Origin of the sequence: Streptomyces sp. NPDC053750 (genome assembly GCF_044544295.1) — a bacterium.
Classification (GTDB): Bacteria; Actinomycetota; Actinomycetes; order Streptomycetales; family Streptomycetaceae; genus Streptomyces.
On sequence record NZ_JBITXB010000017.1, the window covers coordinates 108981 to 129566 of the forward strand.

24 protein-coding genes and 1 pseudogene are annotated in these 20586 nt (G+C 69.0%); 9 read left to right on the top strand and 16 right to left on the bottom strand.

Annotation, left to right across the window (positions count from 1 at the left end; all coding sequences use genetic code 11):
• Window positions 1-11: 11 nt before the first annotated feature.
• The 3 genes and pseudogenes from ACIGO6_RS33810 to ACIGO6_RS33820 form a co-directional block, all read right to left on the bottom strand.
• Window positions 12-528, bottom strand: a pseudogene (locus ACIGO6_RS33810) (aldo/keto reductase); the annotation flags it as partial.
• Between the two features lie 52 nt (window positions 529-580).
• Entirely contained in the window at window positions 581-1303 is a 723-nt protein-coding gene (locus ACIGO6_RS33815) for a hypothetical protein (protein WP_399883046.1), read from the bottom strand.
• 52 nt (window positions 1304-1355) lie between these two features.
• Window positions 1356-2186: a lysostaphin resistance A-like protein gene (locus tag ACIGO6_RS33820; protein ID WP_399883048.1), complete on the bottom strand. Its 831-nt coding sequence runs from the start codon at window positions 2184-2186 to the stop codon at window positions 1356-1358.
• 240 nt (window positions 2187-2426) lie between these two features.
• Here ACIGO6_RS33820 and ACIGO6_RS33825 point away from each other — a divergent pair, with 240 nt between their 5' ends.
• Window positions 2427-2609, top strand: coding sequence for a hypothetical protein (locus ACIGO6_RS33825; RefSeq protein WP_399883050.1), 183 nt, complete (start codon window positions 2427-2429; stop codon window positions 2607-2609).
• Window positions 2610-2621: 12 nt separating this feature from the next.
• Complete coding sequence (locus tag ACIGO6_RS33830) at window positions 2622-2873, top strand: pRL2-19 (RefSeq protein WP_399883052.1); 252 nt, start codon at window positions 2622-2624, stop codon at window positions 2871-2873.
• A 366-nt stretch (window positions 2874-3239) separates the two neighbouring features.
• On the opposite strand, the gene ACIGO6_RS33835 is transcribed toward ACIGO6_RS33830, so the two are convergent.
• Together ACIGO6_RS33835 and ACIGO6_RS33840 are read right to left on the bottom strand one after the other, a co-directional pair.
• Window positions 3240-4736 (bottom strand): sensor histidine kinase, encoded by a 1497-nt coding sequence (locus ACIGO6_RS33835; protein ID WP_399883054.1) that lies wholly within the window; start codon window positions 4734-4736, stop codon window positions 3240-3242.
• Complete coding sequence (locus tag ACIGO6_RS33840) at window positions 4723-5403, bottom strand: response regulator transcription factor (protein WP_399883056.1); 681 nt, start codon at window positions 5401-5403, stop codon at window positions 4723-4725. The genes ACIGO6_RS33835 and ACIGO6_RS33840 overlap by 14 nt, the downstream gene beginning before the upstream one ends.
• A 128-nt stretch (window positions 5404-5531) precedes the next feature.
• On the opposite strand from ACIGO6_RS33840, the gene ACIGO6_RS33845 reads away from it, so the two are divergent.
• Window positions 5532-7037 (top strand): hypothetical protein, encoded by a 1506-nt coding sequence (locus tag ACIGO6_RS33845; protein ID WP_399883058.1) that lies wholly within the window; start codon window positions 5532-5534, stop codon window positions 7035-7037.
• A gap of 332 nt (window positions 7038-7369) precedes the next feature.
• Here the strand turns inward: ACIGO6_RS33845 and ACIGO6_RS33850 are convergent, their stop codons facing one another.
• Window positions 7370-7621: an alcohol dehydrogenase catalytic domain-containing protein gene (locus tag ACIGO6_RS33850; protein ID WP_399883060.1), complete on the bottom strand. Its 252-nt coding sequence runs from the start codon at window positions 7619-7621 to the stop codon at window positions 7370-7372.
• A gap of 32 nt (window positions 7622-7653) precedes the next feature.
• A complete protein-coding gene (locus tag ACIGO6_RS33855; RefSeq protein WP_399883062.1) occupies window positions 7654-8502 on the bottom strand; it encodes an oxidoreductase in 849 nt (282 codons plus the stop codon).
• A 115-nt stretch (window positions 8503-8617) separates the two neighbouring features.
• Between ACIGO6_RS33855 and ACIGO6_RS33860 the strand changes: the two genes are divergently transcribed.
• From ACIGO6_RS33860 to ACIGO6_RS33870, 3 genes are all read left to right on the top strand, one after another.
• On the top strand, window positions 8618-9250 hold the full coding sequence (locus tag ACIGO6_RS33860) for a TetR/AcrR family transcriptional regulator (RefSeq protein WP_399883064.1): 633 nt from the start codon (window positions 8618-8620) through the stop codon (window positions 9248-9250).
• A gap of 318 nt (window positions 9251-9568) precedes the next feature.
• Entirely contained in the window at window positions 9569-10231 is a 663-nt protein-coding gene (locus ACIGO6_RS33865) for a tyrosine-type recombinase/integrase (protein WP_399883066.1), read from the top strand.
• 12 nt (window positions 10232-10243) lie between these two features.
• Window positions 10244-10723, top strand: coding sequence for a hypothetical protein (locus ACIGO6_RS33870; RefSeq protein WP_399883067.1), 480 nt, complete (start codon window positions 10244-10246; stop codon window positions 10721-10723).
• Between the two features lie 62 nt (window positions 10724-10785).
• Here ACIGO6_RS33870 and ACIGO6_RS33875 read toward each other — a convergent pair whose 3' ends face one another.
• From ACIGO6_RS33875 to ACIGO6_RS33885, 3 genes are all read right to left on the bottom strand, one after another.
• Window positions 10786-11649 (bottom strand): hypothetical protein, encoded by an 864-nt coding sequence (locus tag ACIGO6_RS33875; protein WP_399883069.1) that lies wholly within the window; start codon window positions 11647-11649, stop codon window positions 10786-10788.
• A gap of 81 nt (window positions 11650-11730) precedes the next feature.
• On the bottom strand, window positions 11731-12165 hold the full coding sequence (locus ACIGO6_RS33880) for a peptidase inhibitor family I36 protein (RefSeq protein WP_399883071.1): 435 nt from the start codon (window positions 12163-12165) through the stop codon (window positions 11731-11733).
• Window positions 12166-12250: 85 nt separating this feature from the next.
• Entirely contained in the window at window positions 12251-13258 is a 1008-nt protein-coding gene (locus tag ACIGO6_RS33885; protein WP_399883073.1) for a helix-turn-helix domain-containing protein, read from the bottom strand.
• Window positions 13259-13546: 288 nt separating this feature from the next.
• Between ACIGO6_RS33885 and ACIGO6_RS33890 the strand changes: the two genes are divergently transcribed.
• Window positions 13547-13942, top strand: a complete 396-nt coding sequence (locus ACIGO6_RS33890) for a transposase family protein (protein ID WP_399883157.1) — start codon at window positions 13547-13549, stop codon at window positions 13940-13942.
• Window positions 13926-14243 carry a transposase gene (locus tag ACIGO6_RS33895; RefSeq protein ID WP_399883075.1) on the top strand — a complete coding sequence of 106 codons (318 nt, stop codon included), beginning with the start codon at window positions 13926-13928 and terminating at the stop codon, window positions 14241-14243. Before ACIGO6_RS33890 ends, ACIGO6_RS33895 begins: the two co-directional genes overlap by 17 nt.
• A 370-nt stretch (window positions 14244-14613) precedes the next feature.
• Here ACIGO6_RS33895 and ACIGO6_RS33900 read toward each other — a convergent pair whose 3' ends face one another.
• The 4 genes from ACIGO6_RS33900 to ACIGO6_RS33915 all read right to left on the bottom strand — a co-directional run bounded on the left by ACIGO6_RS33900 (window position 14614) and on the right by ACIGO6_RS33915 (window position 17453).
• Window positions 14614-14883: a DUF4333 domain-containing protein gene (locus ACIGO6_RS33900; protein ID WP_399883077.1), complete on the bottom strand. Its 270-nt coding sequence runs from the start codon at window positions 14881-14883 to the stop codon at window positions 14614-14616.
• 189 nt (window positions 14884-15072) lie between these two features.
• Window positions 15073-15588 carry a peptidoglycan-binding protein gene (locus tag ACIGO6_RS33905; RefSeq protein ID WP_399883079.1) on the bottom strand — a complete coding sequence of 172 codons (516 nt, stop codon included), beginning with the start codon at window positions 15586-15588 and terminating at the stop codon, window positions 15073-15075.
• Window positions 15589-15822: 234 nt separating this feature from the next.
• On the bottom strand, window positions 15823-16659 hold the full coding sequence (locus tag ACIGO6_RS33910; RefSeq protein ID WP_399883081.1) for a DUF2690 domain-containing protein: 837 nt from the start codon (window positions 16657-16659) through the stop codon (window positions 15823-15825).
• A complete protein-coding gene (locus tag ACIGO6_RS33915) occupies window positions 16656-17453 on the bottom strand; it encodes a peptidoglycan-binding protein (protein ID WP_399883083.1) in 798 nt (265 codons plus the stop codon). The genes ACIGO6_RS33910 and ACIGO6_RS33915 overlap by 4 nt, the downstream gene beginning before the upstream one ends.
• Before the next feature lie 443 nt (window positions 17454-17896).
• On the opposite strand from ACIGO6_RS33915, the gene ACIGO6_RS33920 reads away from it, so the two are divergent.
• Entirely contained in the window at window positions 17897-18325 is a 429-nt protein-coding gene (locus ACIGO6_RS33920; protein WP_399883159.1) for a transposase, read from the top strand.
• On the opposite strand, the gene ACIGO6_RS33925 is transcribed toward ACIGO6_RS33920, so the two are convergent.
• On the bottom strand, window positions 18228-18773 hold the full coding sequence (locus tag ACIGO6_RS33925; protein ID WP_399883085.1) for an MOSC domain-containing protein: 546 nt from the start codon (window positions 18771-18773) through the stop codon (window positions 18228-18230). The two genes, ACIGO6_RS33920 and ACIGO6_RS33925, sit on opposite strands and share 98 nt — an antisense overlap.
• A gap of 813 nt (window positions 18774-19586) precedes the next feature.
• Complete coding sequence (locus ACIGO6_RS33930) at window positions 19587-20363, bottom strand: hypothetical protein (protein ID WP_399883087.1); 777 nt, start codon at window positions 20361-20363, stop codon at window positions 19587-19589.
• Between the last annotated feature and the right edge of the window lie 223 nt (window positions 20364-20586).

A 20586-nucleotide genomic window follows, 5' to 3' on the forward strand; every position in this document is an offset into this window, starting at 1 on the left:
GCTGGTTGCGGTCAGCCGATGGGGACTTCGCTGGAGCGGGACTCGATGCCGTCGAGGGTGGCGAGGGTCGTGGCGTCGAGCGCGATCTCGCTGACCGCGACGTTGGCCTCCAGATGGGCGGCGTTGGCGGTGCCGGGGATGAGTAGCGCGTTCGGGGCGTGGTGCAGCAGCCAGGCGAGGCTGACCTGGGCGGGCGTGGCGCCCCAGGGACTTGGCCACGGCGTGCACCGCTGGCTCGTCGGTCGCTTTGGGCAGGCCGGGGAAGGATCCGCCGAGCGGGAAGAACGGCACCCAGGCGATGCCCTCGGCCGCGCACAGCTGCAGCATGTCCTCACTCTCGCGGGAGACGAGACTGTAGGCGTTCTGCACGCAGATGATGCCGACGGGCAGGGCACGGCGCAGGCCGTCGGGGGTGACGCTGCTCAGGCCGATAGCGCCGATCTTGCCCTCGTCGCGCAAGGCGGTCATCACCGCGAGCTGGTCGTCGAGATCGACTATCTGGTCGTCCTCGGGACGCAGGCCGGGGCCGTGCCCGCTGACGTGGGGGACCGGGGGGTGTGCGGGCGGTGTGTGGGGTGCGTCAGTTGGCTTGGGGGGTGGCGGCGTCCGGGCTGGGATACCACTCGGTGATGGATGACTCGCTCACGCTGTAGGCGCCCGGGAGTTCGATGAAGGCAGGGTCGGAGTCTCCCTCGCCGAGGGAGATCTCCGCCGCGTCGACTTCCACCACGTCCTTGGCTCGGGTGGTGTTCGGTATGAGGACGGCGTAGGCGGCCGTGGTGCCGGAGAGCTCCATCGTGTCCGGAGGGGTGAGCTTCATCAGTTCGGCCGGGTAGGGCGTGGTCCTCTCGGAGGAGTTGAAGATGACCTGGGGCGCTTCGTAGGACAGTCGGCAGGCCATGTGGTTCTGTGCCTTGGCGGTGACGACGAGGTAGTCGCCGTCCCCGGCGGTGACGGAGAAGCCCAGGTCGCCGGTGCGGCAGGAATCACCGAGTTCCCGCGCGGGCTGGTCCTCGGCGTCCGACTGCTCGGACGAGCCGCCCGAGCCGCCCGAGCTGTTCGAGTTGCCTGTCGTCGTGCTGGTGGAGCCGGTGGAGTTCGTGGTCGCGGCCGGGGGCCCGGGGGAGCTCTCGGCGGGAGCCCCGGTTCCGCCGGTGGTCGAGGACGAGGGTTGCGCCGATCTTTGACCCGCGGCCGCGGTGTCGTCGTCGGAGTCACAGGCCGTGAGGCCGGCGGCGAGGGCCACCGTGGCGGTGACGGCCAGGACCAGGCGGGTGGATTGGGCGGCGAGGTGTGAACGCATGGGAATCTCCATCGACTTGTCGGGGTCAGGGGGCGATTGCCGGCACAGGTGTTCAGCGGCGCATGGGGACCAGGTTGCCGCGCCGGTGGGCGGCGATGAGCATGGGGATCGCGATCAGCAGGCTGACGATGACGGGCACGATCGATGCCTCCAGGCCGAACTCTCCGCCGGTCACCAGGTCGGGGCCGGTCGGAGTGGTGGTCATCAGGCCCTCCGAGGCGTGGCCGGAGACGGGGATGCCGATCAGGCCCAGGGCGGTGTTCCAGGCGAAGTGCAGGCCCACGACGAACCAGATGTTGCGCTTCCACAGGAACGCGGCACCGAGGAGGACGCCGGCCTCGATGGCGATCGCGGTCGAACTCCACAGCGTGGCACCCGGGTTGGCCGCGTGCAGTCCGCCGAACAGCGCCGCGGTGATCGCCAGAGCCGCCCAGCTGCCGCACAGCTTCTCCAGTGCCTGGAGGGCGAGGCCGCGGAAGAGCAGCTCCTCGGTCACGGCGGCGCCGACCTGTATCGCGGCCATGCTCGCCACGATCGACAGACCGTTACCGGGCCGTTCGTCGAACGAGAACTCGGTGAGGAGCATGAGCATCGACACGGAGATGAGAACGAAGCCGATCACGGCACCGGACAACGCCTGTGTGACGGCCCCCGACTTCGCGATCTCCGGCATGTCCCGCCGGGCGACGTAGCGCATGACCGCCCAGTAGATGACGACTGCCACGGCCGCACCCATGACGGCGACCACCCCACCCACCGAGACCAGGCTGGAGGCCAGGCCCACACCCACTATCCCGGTCAGCATCCAGCCGAGGGGCGACCGGAAGAAGCGGCCGGCCTTTTGGCGTGTGGGCTGGGGAGACGCGGTGCGCGTCGTACTCATGACGACCTCCGTATGGCATCGGCCGCATGCCTTCCGCGACCTGCCGAGAACGCTATGAGAATGCCGACGTCCGCGAATCACCTCTGAGTGGACAGCTCCGAGTAGCTCTCACGGGGGACACGGGGCACCGGATGCTGCCAAAGGCGGGGCGTTCACGGTGTGACACCCGGGATCGCACCGGGCTTGCACCTCACGTCACGTGAGGAGGCACCGTGAAGGGCGTCAGAGATGGGAGCGGAAGTGAGCTACTCCGTGGGCCAGGTCGTCGGCTTCGCCTCAGTGACGGTGACGCGTCTCGACAACGTCGTCGACGACGCGAGCACCAAGGCGGCGCGGGCGGGCTTCGAGTTGCTGAAGTTCGACCTCGATCACGGCCAGGTGCACGTCGAAGGGCCGGTCGGGCCCGGGTCGCTACGACGGTGAGGGGACGGTGCTGTGAGCGGGGTTCCGCAGCCGTCGCCGGACGACTTGACGCTGGGGATGCTGGTCGCCCTGCTGATGCAGCTGGGCGGCTCCTACGATCTGCCCGCCGACGCCTTCGCCACGGACGCCCTGGGCACCCAGGACGGGCACCTGCGCGCGCTGGAGCTGACGCCGCTGGACAACGGGCAGCTGCGCCTCCTGGTCGTGCGGCGCCCGGCGGGCTTCACCGGCGGGGTCCACATCAGCGACGCGGAGGAGGGGTGAGCGCCGTGCGGGAGCCGGCCTGGCGGCGCTGAACACCGGGTCGCTGCTGTTGTCGCCACCATCGTCGAGGCCGAGGAAGCCGAGGTCGGCGATCGCGGCGAGGCTGGCCGCACGGAGTCGGCCGACCAGGTCGTCGTGGCGGCAGGCGGTGATCTCCGAGCCGCGCGCGGGTCGGGCGGTGGAGGTCCACAGCAGCCGGGCTCAGCCAGGTGGCGGGTGAAGTGAGTGATCGTTTCTGTGGCTGTGGCTGTGGCTGTGGCTGTGGCTGTGGCTGTGGCTGTGGCTGTGGCTGTGGCAGTGGCAGTGGCAGTGGGCGTGGTCATCTGGTGGTCTTCCGGTTCCGTAGGGCTGCCGCGGTGAAGCGCGTCATTCCTCGGCCGGGGTGGGGGTCCGGGGAAGGCGTAGCTGGAAGCATGCTCCGAGGGTCCGGGGGGTGAGGGTGAGGGTGCCTCCGTGGCGGTGCGCCAAGTCTCGGGCGATGGCGAGGCCCAGGCCGGTGCCGCCGTGGTCGCGGGAGCGGGCGTCGTCGAGTCGGACGAAGCGTTCGAAGATGCGCTCGGCGTCCTCGGTGGGCACGCCCGGTCCGTCGTCGTGCACCGTGAGGAGCACCCAGGCGTCCTGGTTTCGGATGGTGATCTGGATGCGGTGTGCGGCGTGGCGGGCGGCGTTGTCGATGAGGTTGCGCAGCAGTCGTTCGTATTCGTCGGGGTTTCCGTGTGCGTGTGCGGGGGCGGTGCTGTCGCAGGTGAGGGTCAACCGTCGTTCGGTGAGGGGGTATTGCTCGGTCAGCCGAGAGGCGAGGGCTGTCAGGTCGACGGTTTCGGGGTCGGCCATGGGGGTGCGGGTGTCGAGGCGGGCGAGGAGCAGCAGGTCTTCGGCGAGGGCCTGGAGGCGGCGGGTCTGTCGTGCGGCGGTGGTGGCCGCGGCGGGCCAGTCGGTGCGTTCCGGGTAGGCGAGCGCGACTTCCAGGCTGGCCAGCAGTGTGGTGAGGGGGCTGCGTAGTTCGTGGGCGGCGTCCGCGACGAAGCGGCGTTGCTGGGCGGCGGCGTCGTCGAGGCGTTGGAGGGTGGTGTTGATGGTGGTGGCCAGGGCGGTGATCTCGTGTCCCGTGGCGGGGACGGTGACGCGTTCGCGGGGGTCGCTCGCGGTGACCGAGGCGGTCAGGACGCGGATGGCTTCGACCGGCCGCAGCGCGATGCGGACGGTGAAGTAGGCGATGGCGGCGATCAGCACAAGGCCGACGAGACCGGCCCGCAGCAGCAGGTCGTCGGTGGTGCCGGCGATCTCCTCGGCTGTGTCCGGAAGCACCACCACATAGGCCCGCAGCGTGGCGTCGGCCGTGACGCCCAGGGCGGCGGCCTTGTCCTTGCCCAGTTCACCGGCCCAGATGTCGTCGTACAAGACCAAATAGGTCTTGCCGGCCAAGTCGTATCCGTACACGGAGTTGTGGTCGCGGCGCTCGGGTATGCGGAGGGGCCGCATCGCATAGCCCCAACCGTCATCGTCATCCCGTGTCGGGGCGGAGAGCGCGGGTGGGGCGGGCAGCACATGGCGGGCGCGGGGATCGAAGTCCTGCATGGCTCCGCCGGAGGCGACAGCGGTGCGTCGGCCGGTCGCGACGACCTCGTACGGCGCGGCGCTTCTGGGACTGGGAACCGAACCATCCCTCAGCTGACCGACGAGGGCGGCGAGATTCCGCTCGGCACGTTCTTCGGCGATGGTCATGCTCTCGCGGTAGACCTCCTGGTGCACCCACCAGCTGATGCCGACCAGGACGACGGCGGCGGCCAGGGCGGCGGCCAGGGCTGTGCGGGCTCGTACTGAACGAGGCCACCAGCGGCGTCGCGGCTCAGTCGCGTTCACGGTCGTCCACCAGCCGGTAGCCGGTACCTCGTACGGTCTGCAGGGATTTCCGGTGGAACGCGGCGTCCACCTTCTTGCGGAGGGTGCTGACGCGCGCCTCCACCAGGTTGGGATCCCAGGCTTCGTCGGGCCACGCGTGGTAGAGCAGATCCGTTTTGGAGACCGCCTGGCCCGCCCGGCGGGCCAGTAGCTCCAGTACGGCGAACTCCCGGGGTGTGAGGTCCACCCGGGCCCCGGCCCGGCGGCAGACCCGGCCGGCGACATCCAACGAGAGATCGCCCACGGCGAGGACGGGCGGGGCGGCCGTGGCGGCTCGTCTGACCAGGGCCCGCAGTCGTGCGACGAGCACCAGGTAGGAGAAGGGTTTGGCCAGGTAGTCGTCGGCCCCCGTGTCCAGGGCCTCTGCCTGATCCCAGTCCCCGTCCTTGGCGGTGAGTACCAGGATGGGGGTCGCGTTGCCCTCCCGGCGCAGCTGGGCGCAGACCTTGTAGCCGTTGAGTCCGGGCAGCATCAAGTCCAGTACGACAAGGGCGTATTCGCCGGTCCGGGCCATCCACAGTCCCTGTCGGCCGTCATGGGCGAGGTCGACGCTGTAGCCCTCGGCGGTCAGACCGGTGTGCAGGGTGTGGGCAAGGTCCACTTCGTCTTCGACCACCAGGATGCGCATGTGGTGCAGCCTCGCACAGCGCCGGCCCGGCTTCCTGATCGGCCGGTCAGGTTGGATCAGCATCCGGTCAAAAAGGTCCCGGCACGCTGGCGGAGTTTCTTCGCCACTGCTGAAAGGCCTTGTCGCCGATGTCCCTTGATGAACGTGCCCTCGCCGCGGCCAGGACGGTTTCCCCTCCCGTACCCGCCCGTCGACCATCGCCGGGCCCGGGCGCAGCCGTTGTCGTCATCACGCCCTTGGCGCTGACCATCGCTCTGGGGCTCTGGGGTATCCGCAGGAAGAACACCATGTGGGGGGACGAGTCCGTCACCTATCAGCTCGCGCACCGCGATCTTTCACAGATATGGCACACCGCCCAGCATGTTGATCTGGTCCATGCCCTCTACTACGCCGTGATGCATGAGATCTTCGGTCTCTTCGGCGGAGGGCTGCTGACGTTGCGGCTGCCGTCCGTGCTGGCCATGTCCGTGGCGGCGAGCGGGGTCGGGCTTCTGGCACTACGCCTGGCTGGACCCCGTGCCGGGCTGCTGGCAGGGCTGGCGTTTCCGCTCCTTCCCCAAGTACAGAAGTACGCGCAGGAAGGCCGCTCGTATGCCATGGTCTGTGCTCTGGTCACCTGGGCCACCTATGCGCTCGTGGCCAGCGTCCCGCATCGCGCCCGGTGGCGGTGGGCGGTCTATGGCTCCACCATGCTGCTGGCCTGTCTGCTCCATGAGTTCGCGGTCCTCGCCCTGGTCGCACACGGCGTCACACTGGTCGTCTCCCGTGTTCCACGACCGGTGCTGAGAGCGTGGAGTGTGGCTGCCGCGGGCGTTGTGGCCGGGCTGTTGCCGCTGGCGATCCACAGTGCGGGGCAGTCGGAGCAGGTGTCCTGGATCGGCGGTCCGGTGCGGCTTCGTTATTTCCTGGTGGTGGCGGTCGTGGGCGTGGTGTGTGCCCGAGCGCCCCTGGGAGTGAGGGGGCCCGTCCGGCTTTCCGTGCTGGCTGTGCCGATTCTTGTGCTTCCGGGCCTTCTGCTGCTGATCGCCTCACTGGTCAAGCCCCTTTTCGTCGACCGGTATGTACTCTTCAGCAATATCGGAATCGCCTTGCTGCTGGGTGCCTGGATGGATTACTTCCACCGGCGGCAGCGGTCTTCCCGCAACGCGTGGATCGCGGCGGTTGCCGTACTGGCAGCGCTCGTCCCGCCGAGCCTGTCGCTGAGGACGCCCCAGAGCCGGAGCGACAACGTCACCGCCATCGGCGCCGCCGTACGCAAGGAAGGCCGTCCCGGCGACGGGCTGCTCTATCTCGCCGGCCGGCATCGGATCCTGACTGCGGCCAACCCCGAGGACACCCGTTTCCTGACGGATCTGGCCCTGGCGCAGGATCCCGTTTCGTCGAACACACTTGCAGGTGTCGAGCTTCCCGCCCAGGAAATAGCGGCACGCATGCTGGAATTCGACCGGATCGTCGCGGTCTGCGCGGCGGGTGCGCACTCGTCGACCAACCCGCAGGAGGAAGCGAAAACGAGCACCCTGCGGCGCCACTTCCTCGAGTACGGAACAACCCATGTCAACGGGGCGCGAGTCACCGTCTATGTCCGAGACCACGACCCGTCTCCGAAGGCCGGTCCTGGATCCAACAGCCCGTGAGCGAGCGGTGGGGTGATGAAGTGACCGCGACTGGTGCCGGCCCGGCCGGCACCACCGCGGTCGTGTCCCACCGAGTGGTGTAGTGGGCGGTCACCTCTCGTGACTGATCTGTACCAACCTGCAGATCAGCGAGGGCCTCGACCGATGCCTTGATCGCGTTACTGCACCACTCCGCAGGACGTGCCCCCACCGCCGTCACGCTGTCCCCCGCTGCCTCCTCACGTGACGTGAGGTGTAAGCCCGGGCCTTCCGCGTGCCGCACCGTGAACGGCCCACAGTGCGCGGCATCCGGCATCTCGTGTCCCCCGTGTGAGCTACGCCGGACTGTCCACTCAGGGGGTGATTCGGGAAACGTCGCCGCCGACTGCCTCGACGACGCCGGCGAAGTCGGTGCCGAATCCCCGTGGGAAGCTGTTCCCGGTCATGATGCGCAACAGTCCGTTGCGGATCTTCCAGTCCATGACGTTGGCTGCGGCAGCGCGCACCCGGACACGCACTTCGCCGAGTCCTGGCCGAGCCGGCTCGAAGTCCTCCAGCCGCATCAGCTCGGGTCCGCCGTACCTGTGGTACTGGATGCGCTTCATTATCGGGCGGGGCGTGTTGTCCGTGTGCGCCATCATGCGGCGGGCGCGTCCGCGGTCAGCGGGAACTCGGTGCCCGTGAGACGTTCGGAGACCTCCCAGAGGCGCCTGGCGGTCTCGGGGTCCTTTGTCTGGGCGGACGGCTCGGCAAGTGCGGCAGGGCCGCGCACGCCGCCGAAGCGGCTCGGGCCGGCGAAGCCACCGGCGGGGACATCACCGGTCGACGCCAGCAGGGTCGGGAGCGCGCCGCCTCGCGGGCCGTGCGCGAGGAACGGCGTGCTGATCGCCATGAGAGTGTCGAAGAGCCGGTTGCCACTGGTGATCCGGAACCCGGTCGATGCCCATCCGGGATGCGCGGCCGTGGCGATCACCGGCGAGCCGACCTCGGTGAGGCGGCGCTGCAATTCGGACGTGAACAGCAGGTTGGCCAGTTTGGACTGGCCGTAGGCGCCGAAGGGACGGTAGGGGCGCCGCTCCCACTGGAGGTCCTCGAAGTCGATGTGCGCCGAACGGTGGGCGCTGGACGAGATCGTCACCACTCGGCCGGTGATGCGATCCAGGAGCAGGTTCGTCAGCGCGAAGTGACCGAGGTGATTGACGCCGAGCTGGCTCTCGAAGCCGTCCCGCGTCTCCTGGCGAGCGGCGGTCATCGCTCCGGCGTTGTTCACGAGAACGTCGACCGGCTCGCGCAGGCCTTCGGCGAACTCTCGGATCGAGGCGAGCGAGGCCAGGTCGAGAGCGCGGACCTCGGCCTGGCCTCCGATGTCGTGTGCTGCCGCGCGACCCTTTGCCTGATCGCGGACGGCGAGAATCACCCGCGCGCCCCGCATGGCGAGCGCCGATGCGGCGGATCGCCCGATGCCGCTGGCGGCACCGGTGATCACGATGGTCCGGCCGGTCTGGTCAGGGATCTGCGAGGGAGAAGAGAGAGTGGACATGGCCCGAATGTAACCACTGGATACAATGTAGTCAATGGAAACCGCTTGGTAGTCTGACCGGATGACCTCCCCTCGTCGTCCGTACCATCACGGCAACTTGCGTCAGGCGCTGCTGGATCGTGCCGCGATGAAGCTCCACGAGAAGGGCGCGGCAGAGCTCTCCCTCCGGGAGCTCACCGGGGAGATCGGGGTGACTCATGCCGCGCCGCGCCGGTACTTCCCGGATCGCCAGGCGTTGCTCGACGCGCTCGCGGTCGAGGGGTTCGCGCGACTCGGTGTGCGCCTGCGAGAAGCAGCCGCGACCGCGGGCGGGCCCACGGAGCGGATCCGCTCGATCGCAGACGCCTACATCGGCTTCACGACCTCGGAGCCGAACCTGGTCGAGCTGATGTTCGCGCACAAGCACGGCGCAGGCGCGGAAGCCATAGCGCGCAGCGCTGTCGAGGCCTTCGCGCCGATCCTCGACGTGTTCCAGCGAGCCCAGCCCGAGGACGTCCCCGGCGCGCAGGACGCGCAGCGGGCCGCTGTGATCTTCCTCGCCACATTCCAGGGTCTTGCGGGCTTGATCAGCTGCGGGATCGTCCCGCCGCACCAAATCAACGACCTCATCACCGACGCCGTTGCCCGGTTCGACGACCGCACGTGCCCACTCACGCCCCGTGATGCACCGCGCCCACGTCGAGAACAGGAGTAACGAAGCGAGGGTAAACGGCGCGGTCGCCCGAAGCTCATCGACAGAGCCAACCCGAGAACCTCGCCGTGAACCCCTTCCACGCGGCGGCGAACCCGCTCGGCGGCATGACCGAGGCCGCTTCACCCCTCGGGGCGGGCCGGCTCCTCGGCGAACTTCCCGTACGCCTCGGCCTTTATCTGTACGCGATCCAGAAGTGTCAGGGACGTTCGCCACGAGGGCCTGGCGAAGCGTCGGGCCCTCGTGGCTGACAGTCGGCGGTGACCGTTGTCCGTGACAGTCGCTACCCCATCCGAGTAGCCAGCGGGTGGGGAGATCGGGATGTACGTGCGTCGGGTCGTGGGGACAGGAGCGCGTCGCGAGACGTACACGGTCGTGGACGGCGACGGGAGAGTCGTCGAGACGGTGGACGACTACCTCGCCCTGTGTACCGACCGGGAGCACTCGCCGAACACGCTGGGGGCCCGCGCCTTGGACCTGAAGGTGTGGCTCGCCTTCCTGCGTCTCATGGACCTCGATCCGCTGACCGCGTCTCCTGAGCACGTGGGCCAGTTCGCTGGCTGGCCGCGCCGCCCGGGCCAACCCGGCCACCTTCGCTCGGCGGACACGGACAGGGGTCCGGCCCGGGAGACATCGACGGTGAACCGCGCGCTGAACAGCGTCTACATGTTCTACGAGTTCTTCGCCCGCCGAGGTGTCGGCATGGGCGCCCAGCTGAGTCATCGCCGCGCGGCTTCGATCGGTGACCACGGCGGCTTCCTCGGGGGGATCGCAGAGCGGCAGATCACCACCCGGCCGACACGGCTGAAGCAGACCAAGCGCCGACCGCCGACACTGACCGACGTCGAGGTCCAGCAGATCCTGGACGCCTGCGGCCGGGTACGGGACCGGCTACTGATGGCCTTGATGTTCGAGACGGGCTGCCGCATCGGGCAGGCGCTGGGGCTTTGCCACGAGGACATGGACCAGAACCCGATCTCATGAACAAAGCCACCCGTGGAGCTGCGGCAGTCGGGGCAGGGTGGCGTGCCCTCGCTGGAGACGGCGAGCAGGACGTGGGAGATGCCGTGGCGGCCGATGGCGATCCGATCTGGCATGCGGGGATTCTGCGCCGTGCTCATGCCGGGCAGTCGTCGCAGCGCCCGCGCGGGTGATCAGGCGCTGCGGCTCGGCTTGCGTGCGGTCGTCTCCTTCGCCGCGGTCAGGGCGATGATGCAGACTCGGCCGACCTACAGTGACGACAGCCGGGAGTACGGCCTGGGGTTGGAGAGCCGGCCGCTGCCCTGCGGCAGCGTCTACTGGGGCCACGGCGGCGACGTCTTCGGCTACCAGACCGCGGGCGGCGCCACGGCCGACGGCAGGCAGACGACGGTCATGGCGAACGTCGACCCGGGCAACACGGACGCGCAGGACGAGGACATCGAAGCCGCCGTCCGGACAGGGCTGTGCGAGGGGCGCCCCGCACGCTCCCGGTAGCGTCCTGGCTGGACGCCGGACGCCGTCTGATCACGGCAACCGGCGGTGTGGCGCGGCTCTGCTCACTCCAGAGCTGCGAGAACGTTCCTCAGCGCGGCGTGTTTGGCGATGGTCAGGTCTCTGAACTTCTGGCTGTGTTCCGCGATGATCCGGCGTTGCAGGGTCACCTCGGCCCGGTGCCAGGTACTCAGGAGCCCGGACAAGCGCATGCACCGGATGTCGGCCTGCGCGGTCTCGATCTCCCGCTCGGTGATGGTCGGCGCGTCCAGGTCCCACCGGGCGTCGCCGATCGCTTCACGCGGATGCGCGTAGTCGTGGCCCGCCTCGTCCATGCACGTCTTCCACCGGGTCCTGGCCCTGACGACCGCCGGGTCGGTCTCCGTTCGCTCCAGGGTCTCGGCGCTCTGGCCCGCGAACCAGCGGGTGTCGGCCGCCGGGACGTCGCGCGCGAGTACGGAATCGGCGTACTGGTAGCAACCGGGCCGGTCGGCCTCTCCGTACAGCGCGGCTTCCTCCTGCGCGCTCGGTTTTCGGGTCCAGCCCGTGGTCCGGGTTCGCCCACCCTCCTCGTCCCACATGGACGGCAGGTGGTAGCCGTAGCGTGCCGCGGCCTGCACGTTCGTGACGCCGTACCGGCGGTCGTTGGTGTGGACGTCCGGCGGCTCGTCGCCTGGGTCCGGAAGCTTGAGGCCGATGCCCCGGTCCGCGAGGCAGCGCTCGGCCAGCAGCCGACGCGCCCGGTCCTGAAGCCATGTCTCGCGGGGAGTCCACTTGTACGTGTCGAAAGGGAGCGCCAGTTCGGCGGGCGAGGTGGCGGCCACGAGCGGCGGTGCCGGGGCGCGCTCGGGCCGGTGCTCGGCACAGGCGGAGAGCAGGAGCAGTGGCAGGGCGGAGAGAAGGGCAAGGGACGCGCGCGCTCGGTTCATGGCATCCGTTCCTTCGCCGTGACGACGGAGGAGCCCGGTGCGGCGCGCCGACGCGCACCGGACTCGTCCGCGGAGGCAGGGTCAGTCGCGGCAGCGAGCGAACTCGGCCGCCGACGCACTGTTGTCCTCGATGTCGTTGTTGGCCAGGTACCCGTCGTCCGCGCCGTCCGCGAAGCCAGACCTATCGCCCGTGTATCCGGGGTTCTGGTACAGGCACACGGTGCCCCCGGTGCGGTTCTTCACCGAGCTGGTCTCGTCGTTCATGTCGTCGTCGGTGAGCCAGCCGTTTCCGTCCCGCCAGTGGTTGCCGCGGAAGTCTCTGTCGTTGTGGGTGATGTCCCGCCAGTGGTTGGTGTTGCCGTTGTTGAAGTCGTTGTTCTCGAACAGACAGAAGTTGCCCGACGAACAGCTGCCGGCGAAGACCCGCTCGGCAGAGGCGTTCGCGGGGGACGCGAGACCGAGGGGCAGTACGAGCGTGAGAAGCGCCGGTGCGAGATACCGCTTGGAAACACGCACGGTGTCCATCCTTTTCCGTGATTGGAGTCCGCGGCTGTCGCGCCGCGGTTTCGGAACAGTTGGAACGCTTGCGGGAACGAGCGTCTCAGGGACGTCCGTGCGTGTCGTTGTCACCGAGTGCAGGGCTGTTTGACGCTCCGTTCACTGGCGGTCGGTGGTCCCGTGGCGCGACGCCGTAGGCGGTGCGGTAGGAGCGAGTGAAGTCCGCGTGGCTCTTGAAACCCCAGCGGGCCGCGATCTCGTGCACCGGCATCGAACGCAGGGCCGGGTCGCGGAGTTCGCGGTGTGCGCGTTCCAGCCGCTGGCGCCGGATCCAGGCGGCGACCGTGGTGTCCTCGGTGCGGAAGAGCCGGTGCAGGTAGCTGAGGGAGATGTGATGGGCGGCGGCGACGGCCGACGGCGTCAGATCCGGGTCGTGCAGATGCCGCTGGATGAAGTCCCGTATCTGACGGACCAGGTTCCGGGTTCGGGTTTCGGGCGGCAGGTCGTCGGCGGCGTCGAGCTGGTGGGCGAGCGTGGCGGCGAGCAGGTCCACGACGACCGATTCCAGCCAGGGGCCGTCTGCGACCCGGAAGGAGCCGGAGTTCGAGGTGAGCCCGATCAGGAAACCGAGGAGGAGCGCGCCCGGCCCCTCCCGCCCGGGTAATCGCCGAGTCACCAGCCGACCGATCCCGGTCGAGGGCAGCGGCACCAGTCTCTTGGGAACTTCCACCCCGATCGCCTGCAGTGGTCCGGTGCGGCAGTCCCAGGGCATCGAGGTGTCCACGACGTACATGTCGGACGGGCCGTGCGAAGCCTGTCGGCCGCCCTGGGTGACGCCGATGGTCCCGCGCAGGGGGAGGGAGAGGTGGTAGAACTCCGGGTCGGAGCGGCGGATCAGCCTGGGCGTCCTGCGCCACCGGACCGGCTCCAGAGTCGCGGGCCAGACGCACACGTCGCCAAGTCTCAGTAGACGCATCTCCCCCAGGAAGTCCCTAGTGTCCTCCCGGCTCATGTCCATGGGGCAGATGGTCCGGTTCATCGCCTGCCACCAGGCATCGAACCGGTCTTCCCTGGCGACGTCGATCGTCCGGAACACACCCTCGTCCAACATGGCTCCCCCACCGAACCGGCTCGTAAGGCTGTGACGGAGCACAGTGTTTCCGCGTCGGGTCAACGAGTGATAAACCCCCACGTCGCCATGGAGCGACGGCAGGGAGAGGGACGTCGACCGTCCCCCCCCATGAAGCAGGGGCTGCTGCGCGGGTCCGCCCCGACGCGAGGCGGATCGTCCGCCAGCCGCTGCCGGCAGTACACCAGGAACGGCACGAACGCGTCCGGGTACTGCCGTCGCTGCCCCAGTGTCGAACTGGAGCGGCTGGCCGCTGACCAGGGCCTCTTGATGCTGGAGGCGGCCGCCTGCGGCCCGCCAACTCGCTGCCCAGGCTGCGAAAGACCCGGCCAGCGAATCCACTCCACCTACTGGCGCACGCTGGCCGAACGGCCGCTCGTCGGAAGAAGGCTCGTCATACGACTACGAGTGCGGCGGTTCTTCTGCGACCAGGTCCGCTGCCAGCGGCGGACGTTTGTCGAGCAGGTCCGGGGACTGAGCGAGCGTCATGTACGCGCCAGCGTCGGGCTCGGGCAGTGGCTTCGTGCTGTTGCCACCGAATCGGGCGGCCGGTCCGGCGAGGGCTTGTGCCGCAGACTCTGCATCGCCGCGGGCCGTACCCGCCTGCTTGGGTTGCTGGAAGCCTCCGAAGCCCGAGGGAGCGCCGCGCGTGCTCGGGGTCGATGAGTTTGCCTTCCGCAAAGGCCGCACGTACGGCACCGTGCTCGTGGACATCGAGACCGGCCGGGTCGTGGACGTTCTCCCGGACCGTACCTCGGAGACCTTCGCCGCCCGGCTGCGCGAGCACCTCGGCGCGGAGATCATCTGCCGCGACCGTGCCGCCGCCTACACCCGGGCGGTCAAGGTGGAGGCGGGCGCAGGCGCCGAGTGTGGCGGCGAGGCGTTCGGGCCTATGGTGGCCCGGTCGACTTCAACGAACGCCCGCAGTATCGAACCACCCCCAGCGCCTCCGGTGTCGTGCCGGTAGTTGAGCAGGGCATCGGGGAGGACGGCCTCGCCGCCGCTGAGAGTGGTGAACTTCGGGGAACCAGTCCAGGAGCTGGCACACGTCCCCACGCTGGCTGGCGTCCTGGACGAACGCCAGCCCTGTCTCTGTCACCGTCAGGGCATGTCCGACCCGGAGCCTGGCGGCGGTGCGGTCGGGCGCCGTCAGCGTGGGCCGCCAGTTGCGCAGCTTTGGCCCCGTCCTGGGTGACGAACCAGCACCGCGTCCGGCCGGGCGGCGGCAGCGTCACCCGGTCCAGGGCCTGCAGCGAACGCACTTCTCGGCTCCCGGGCGGGGTCGGGACGGGCCCCGTCGCTCCGTCCGCCGTCCCGCTCGCCCGCTCTACCGCTCCTCAGCCCAGTGACAGGTCGCCCTGATCGTCCTTGATCTTGACCTTGACCCGGGCGCGGCCGCTGCTGTTGCCGTCGTCGGCACCGACGACCTTGCATTCGAAATCCCGGCCCGGCTCGATGGGGGCGGAAGCGGAACAGCTGACATCGTCGAGGCTCGGGGTCTTGGCGAAGGAGTCGTCGGATTCGACGTTGCTGTGCACGGTCCGCGCCAGCGCGTTCTGATCCAGGACCCGCTGCGGCTGCCCGGCGGGACTCGCGGCCAACAGCATGATGGTGAAGGTGAGCGCACAACAGGCGATCACGGCCCGGGAATGCGCGGTGAGGGTACGGGCAAGCTGCGTCGATCAGTCACGCGGACAGTCCTGTCCGGCTGTCCGTGCTCATACAACGCCCTGTGGGGAGCGACTTGTTCAGGAGCCGCCCCCCACAGGTGAATCGCGAGTGCCAGGTCGCCGGTCCTAGACGATGGTGCAGGTCCGGGCGTCGTAGTTGGCCATCCGGTCGTTGCCGTCGGCGTCGGCGAAGTGGTAGATGCCATTGACGCGGGAGATGGCGATGTCCCTGTACCGGCCGTCGTACATGTCGACCGTTCCGTTGCCGTTCGTGTCCCTGAGCCGGGTTCCCGCGGCGGCCCACGTGCCCTTCCCCACCACGCCGTCTGCAGCGGCAGGGCCCATGTACGTGCTCTGCCACGCATACGTGGCAAGCGTGGTGTTGTGGCCGAAGTAGCCGTCGATCTGATCTCTGTGACCGCCGTCGGAAGAATCAGCCCAGAAAACGATCTTCTGCCAGAGGCAGGTCACGTTGGAATTCCGGTTGTAGCCCCCGAACTCGGCGACGATGCCCTCGTCGTTCCAGTCGTCACGGAAGCTCCCCTCTCCCTTCATGAACTTGTTGCCGTTGTAGGAGTTGGAAGCGGATGCGGGGGTGACAGCGGCGGCGCTGACGCCAAGGGCGAGCAGCGCGGCGGTCAACGGAGTCGCAGTCAGGCGCAGGGCCCTGCGGATGCTGTTCGAGGAGGGCATGGGTTGGCGAGTTTCCTTCCATTGGTGCGTGTGGTGCGGTTCGGTCTCCTGGGCCGGGTCCGCGACAAGCCTGCGGTCTGGTGCGCTGCTCGGTCCCGGTCAACGTCCAAGTGACGGCAGTCTGGGACGTCCCACTCTCTGACCTGCTGGGATTCCGCCCACGCAGTCACTGTGGCGGGACGCCTACGAGCTGGGCGGCTTGGTCGTGGTCGCCGCGGCCCCGCCCACGCGGGCCTCGGCACATTCCCGTTCGCCGTCGGGTGACGCGGGCCGGAAGCAGGCCCGGATTACGCTGCCGGGCCGTGCCGCGGCCATGGGGGTGTAGACGTAGGTCAGCGTGTCGTCCTTGGTTTCGATGCGCACCTCGTGGGACGGACCGCCCGCCGTGAGCTCGACCCGGTCGCCGATCCGAGTCCCCCAGACCCTGGCCCAGCTCGCGCCGCACTTCGCACTGTGGCGGAGCTCCACATGGGCGCCGGTGGCGGTGCGGAAGGTGGTGAGCGTGCCGGGGTCGATGCCGCAGACCAGGCGCAGCGGGTCCCGACCCTCGCAGGCGGCTCCGTAACACTGCGGGGCGAGGGAGTACGGGACGGAAGACACGAGCGGTTCGTCGTCAGCGGTGTCCCGGCCCGGCAGCAGGAGCAGCACCACGGACACACCGCCGGCGAGCAGGATGTACGCCGACGCCAGCACCACCATGAGCCTGCCCTTGCGGCCGCGCGGTCGGGTCGTGGCGGGCAGGGGCGGCGGTTCCTCGGAGACCGGTGCGACGACCGCCGCGCGTCGGCTCCACTGCGACTCGGCGATCTCCCACAGGGACAGGAGCCGTCCGTCCGGCTCGTCCGCGACCCGGCACAGCTCCTGTACGGCCTGCCGAGGCGGCAGGCTCTTGCCGTTGAGATAGCGCTCCCACGAAGACTTGCTGTAAGCCGTCCGCTGGGCCAGCGCCGCGAGACTCAGGCCGGTGCGGGCCCTCAGTTCCCGCAGTGCGGTGACCAGCCGGGTGTGTTCCGTGGTCAACGGGGCGCCGCCTGCCGGAGAACCTTCCAGGTGTGCGGGCCGATGACACCGTCCACGACCAGATCGTCCCGGGTCTGGAGCCGTACGACGGCGCGCTGCGTCTTCGGCCCGAAGACGCCGTCGATGTCTCCCGGCGGTATGCCCGCCCGACGCAAGAGGCACTGTGCCTCGGCCACTTCGGGGCCCACGTAGGTGTACGCCAGGATGCTGTCCGTTGTCCGGCTCAGGCCGGCGTACCAGCGGCCGTCGCGCTGCTCCAGCCGGCATGTGTAGACGACCGGCACCAGGGACTCCGACACGGTGACCGGGGTCCCCGCGGCCGTGTCCGTACGGGCGCGCGCGAGCTGGGCGCGGGTCTCGGCGAGCCTCACGGCCAGCAGCAGCGAGGCGGAGACCGACAGCAGCAGGGCCACTGCGGTGGCTGCGATCAGGGCGCGGGCGTAACGCCCAGAGACCTGAGGCCGCGTGGGGTTGGCCCGCGCCGCCGCAGGCCCGTCTTCGGTGGCGTCGGTGGCGGCCCCGCGCCCTTCGGCCCACCGTTCGGCGGCGATCTCGTGCAGTGCCAGCAGCCGGTCCGAGTCGGCAGCGCCGATGCGGGCCATCGCCTCGACAGCCTCCCGGGGCGGCAGTGCCCTGCCGTTCAGATAACGTTGCCACGACCTCGCGCTGTAGCCGGTTCGGCCGACGAGTTGACGCGTACTCAGTTCACTGTGGTCCTTCAGCCTGCGCAGCCGCACGACCAGCAGGTGGACCTGTGGGTGCAGCTCAGCCGGGAGCGGCTTCCAACGTGACATGTTCTCCCCCCACCGTGCGACGGCCTCCGCCCCACCGTAACGACTTGAGCGGCGCCTCCGCGCAGGTCAGCAAGGGCGCTCCTGAGCACCGTGGCCGGGATGGACGACTTGCGCGTGAAGAGCAGGTAGACCTCGCTGGTGGAGTGCTCGGGCCCGTCCTCCAAGTGTTACCCGGGCAGAGTGTACGGCCGCCTTCGTGGCGCCGTTGTATTCGGGATCGCCTGGGAACCAGGGACCGTCTGCAAAGATCATCCGGTTGGTAGACCATGGTGTCGTGGTACGTCGTCTTGAACTCACTGATCAGCAGTGGGATTTACTCGCTCCGCTGATACCCCGGGCCGCGACGGGGCGGCCCCGAGTGGAGGACCGGCAGGTCATCAACTGGATGGTCTACAAGATCCGGGCTGGAACACATCCGCGTTCCCCGCACCGGCCCGGACCGGCTGCGGTGCAGGCCCGACCAGGTCATCGCGGACAAGGCTTACAGCTCCCGAGGCTTCCGTGCCCACCTGCGCAAACGCGGCATGGCACACACCATCCCCGAGAGGACCGACCAGCGACGGCACCGGCTGAGGCGCGGTGGCCACGGCGGCCGATCGCCAGGGTTCGACCGGCAGACCTGCCGACGGCGCAACATGATCGAGCGCTGCTTCAACCGGCTCAAGGGCGTCCGCGGCATCGCGACCAGATATGAAAGACCCCGCCACTTCGTACGAAGCGGCGGTCGCCCTCGCATCATTCCTGCTCTGGGCAAGATCCGTTTGAATACGGAACCTAGACCCGTTCCAGCGGGCGGTGGGGGAGGGGCGGGGGCTCGAGCCGGATGGAATCGTCGGGGCGGACGGTCCCTCCACGGCGGACCACAGCCATGACGCCACACTTGAAGGTGAACTCGCCGGACAAGGGATCCATGGCGAAGACCTCACCAAGCAGCCCCTTGCGGAAGTCGTTGATCTTTGAGCACGGGTTGCGCAGTCCTGTCACCTCGAGCACCGCCTGCTCCCCGAGATGGAGCAGAGCGCCGGTGGACAGGCCCAACAGGTCCACCCCGCGCGTGGTGATGTTCTCGCCGAGCTGGCCCGCAGAGACCTTGAAGCCCTTGAGCGCAAGTTCGTCGAAGAGTTCCTCGTGCATCAGGTGGACCTGGCGCAGGTTGGGCAGGTCCGGCTCGTAGGTCATGCGGAACTGGTGGCGGATCGTCTCACCTGCGTGAACGTCTCCTTCCACGCCGAGCCCCGTGAGCAACGTGATGGAATCGCGATTGGGCTTGCTGAACGAGTACACCTCGTTACGGCTGACTGCGGCGACCTGACCAGGCATCACGCCTCCACCTGTTGCCGTTCTTCGGCCGGTCGATCATAGAGGTGGTGCAACCAGCCTTGTGAGGGGGATGCAGTGAGCGGAACTCATCGGGCAGATGCGTCAGGTCCGGCACCCGACCGGCACCGTCCCGTCACTGAACACCAAGGAGGCAGCTCCTAGTCCGGCTCGCCCCCGTCAGGTAGAAGGTCCGTGCCACGCCGATGCCGGCCCCTCGCCATCCTGCTGACACCCGGCCAACGGCACGACAGCATCTGCACACGCCGCTCATCGAACGCATCCACGTCCCACGAACCGGTACCGGACGACCACACTGCAGGCCCGACCAGGTCATCGCAGGCGAGGCCTACAGCTCCCGCGGCTTCCGCGCCTGCCTGCGCAAACGCAGCATCGCACACACCATCCCGGAGAAGACCGACCAGTAACGGCACCGTCACAACCGCGGACGCGACGGCGGCCCACCACCGGCATTCGACCGGCATCGCTACCGTCGCCGCCACGTCGTTGAGCGCTGCTTCAACCGCCTCAACGGCTTCCGCGGCATCGCCACCCGATACGAGAAGACCGCCACTTTCTACGAAGCATCGGTCAATCTCGCCTCGTTCCTACTCTGGGCAAAATCCGTTCGAAGACGGACCCCAATGAGGGAGGTCTTCCCCGTGGGGTTCCTGCGGCCGGCGGTCCGCGCCCATGCGACGAGCCCGTTCTCGCGAGCCGACCGGAGCCGAAGGCGGGCGGCAGATTCCGGGAGCCGCGCACACGTGGGAACTGTGCGAACCGTGCGCAGTGGGCAGAGCGCAGGGGCGGGCCCGATCAGTTGGCCGACGTGTTCCGTGTCATCTCGGCTGCCTCGGTGATGGCGCGTTGTCTGAGATCGCCGAACAGCTGCATCGTGACGGCGGACAGGACGTCGTCCCCGCCAACAGTCCGCCCGTCCCCGCGGCGGGTGGACAGAGCGAGGAGGGGGTCCTTGAGCAGCGGGGCCGGGGCCGGCTCGCCCGGTACCACCAGACTGACCGTCCCGAACCGCTTGACCCCGCCCTCGCGGACGATCTTGGCCGCGTCCCGGGCCAGGTCCGTCAGGAACACGCTCGCGATTCCGTCCAGGTCGCGGACCATCGCCGGGACCGCCCTCACCCCCCGGCTCCCCAGCAGCCTTCTCACCCCGGCCTCGAACCGGTGGGCGCCAGCCACACCACTCGGTGTACGCGCCCCGCGGCGCTCACGAAGAGACACGAGCGCACCATCGCCGTTGCGCACCTCGCCCATCAGGCCATGGAAGGTCGGGCTGTGCAGGTACCACGCCGATCCCACCTCCACCTCGACGTTCCGGTCGATTGCCGAGATGAGGTCCTTGGGAATCAGCCTCTTCCTGGCCTCCTCGGCCGCCGCGCGTCTCGCGCCCTCGATGATCTCGGTCAGCACGGTCCGCGTCACCGACGCGGCGGCCCACGCGGCCGGCCGGGAGACGTGCAACGAGGTCACGTCCCTGAACACCGCTTTGACGAGGGGAGGCTTGAACGGCAGGTCGGTCACGACGGAAGCGGTCTGCGGACCGCTGCGCTCGGGGCGTAGGGGTTGTGTGGTCATCGAAGAATGTGCTTTCTGCTGTCGGAGGTGTCAGTGGCCCATGCCGCACCGGGCGGCGAGACCACAGAGCTCAGTGGAGGGCGCCGAACCGACACAGGGCCTGCCGGGCGGGGCCGCCGGCACACAGAGATGCAGGCGGCCCCGCCCGGATTACCGGCGTTCCGGCGACCGGGCGTGCGGCAGGGGTGCCACCCGGGCGACGCGCTGTGTTGCGGCGCCGTGC

What these genes read in the sequence shown, in the direction of transcription:
- ACIGO6_RS33845 (WP_399883058.1), top strand. Translation starts at nt 5,532, where the DNA reads ATGTCCCTTGATGAACGTGCCCTCGCCGCGGCCAGGACGGTTTCCCCT.
- ACIGO6_RS33890 (WP_399883157.1), top strand. Translation starts at nt 13,547, where the DNA reads ATGCTGGAGGCGGCCGCCTGCGGCCCGCCAACTCGCTGCCCAGGCTGC.
- ACIGO6_RS33865 (WP_399883066.1), top strand. Translation starts at nt 9,569, where the DNA reads ATGTACGTGCGTCGGGTCGTGGGGACAGGAGCGCGTCGCGAGACGTAC.
- ACIGO6_RS33850 (WP_399883060.1), bottom strand. Translation starts at nt 7,621, where the DNA reads ATGAAGCGCATCCAGTACCACAGGTACGGCGGACCCGAGCTGATGCGG.
- ACIGO6_RS33900 (WP_399883077.1), bottom strand. Translation starts at nt 14,883, where the DNA reads ATGCTGTTGGCCGCGAGTCCCGCCGGGCAGCCGCAGCGGGTCCTGGAT.
- ACIGO6_RS33860 (WP_399883064.1), top strand. Translation starts at nt 8,618, where the DNA reads ATGACCTCCCCTCGTCGTCCGTACCATCACGGCAACTTGCGTCAGGCG.
- ACIGO6_RS33820 (WP_399883048.1), bottom strand. Translation starts at nt 2,186, where the DNA reads ATGAGTACGACGCGCACCGCGTCTCCCCAGCCCACACGCCAAAAGGCC.
- ACIGO6_RS33815 (WP_399883046.1), bottom strand. Translation starts at nt 1,303, where the DNA reads ATGCGTTCACACCTCGCCGCCCAATCCACCCGCCTGGTCCTGGCCGTC.
- ACIGO6_RS33915 (WP_399883083.1), bottom strand. Translation starts at nt 17,453, where the DNA reads ATGTCACGTTGGAAGCCGCTCCCGGCTGAGCTGCACCCACAGGTCCAC.
- ACIGO6_RS33930 (WP_399883087.1), bottom strand. Translation starts at nt 20,363, where the DNA reads ATGACCACACAACCCCTACGCCCCGAGCGCAGCGGTCCGCAGACCGCT.
- ACIGO6_RS33875 (WP_399883069.1), bottom strand. Translation starts at nt 11,649, where the DNA reads ATGAACCGAGCGCGCGCGTCCCTTGCCCTTCTCTCCGCCCTGCCACTG.
- ACIGO6_RS33925 (WP_399883085.1), bottom strand. Translation starts at nt 18,773, where the DNA reads ATGCCTGGTCAGGTCGCCGCAGTCAGCCGTAACGAGGTGTACTCGTTC.
- ACIGO6_RS33885 (WP_399883073.1), bottom strand. Translation starts at nt 13,258, where the DNA reads ATGTTGGACGAGGGTGTGTTCCGGACGATCGACGTCGCCAGGGAAGAC.
- ACIGO6_RS33840 (WP_399883056.1), bottom strand. Translation starts at nt 5,403, where the DNA reads ATGCGCATCCTGGTGGTCGAAGACGAAGTGGACCTTGCCCACACCCTG.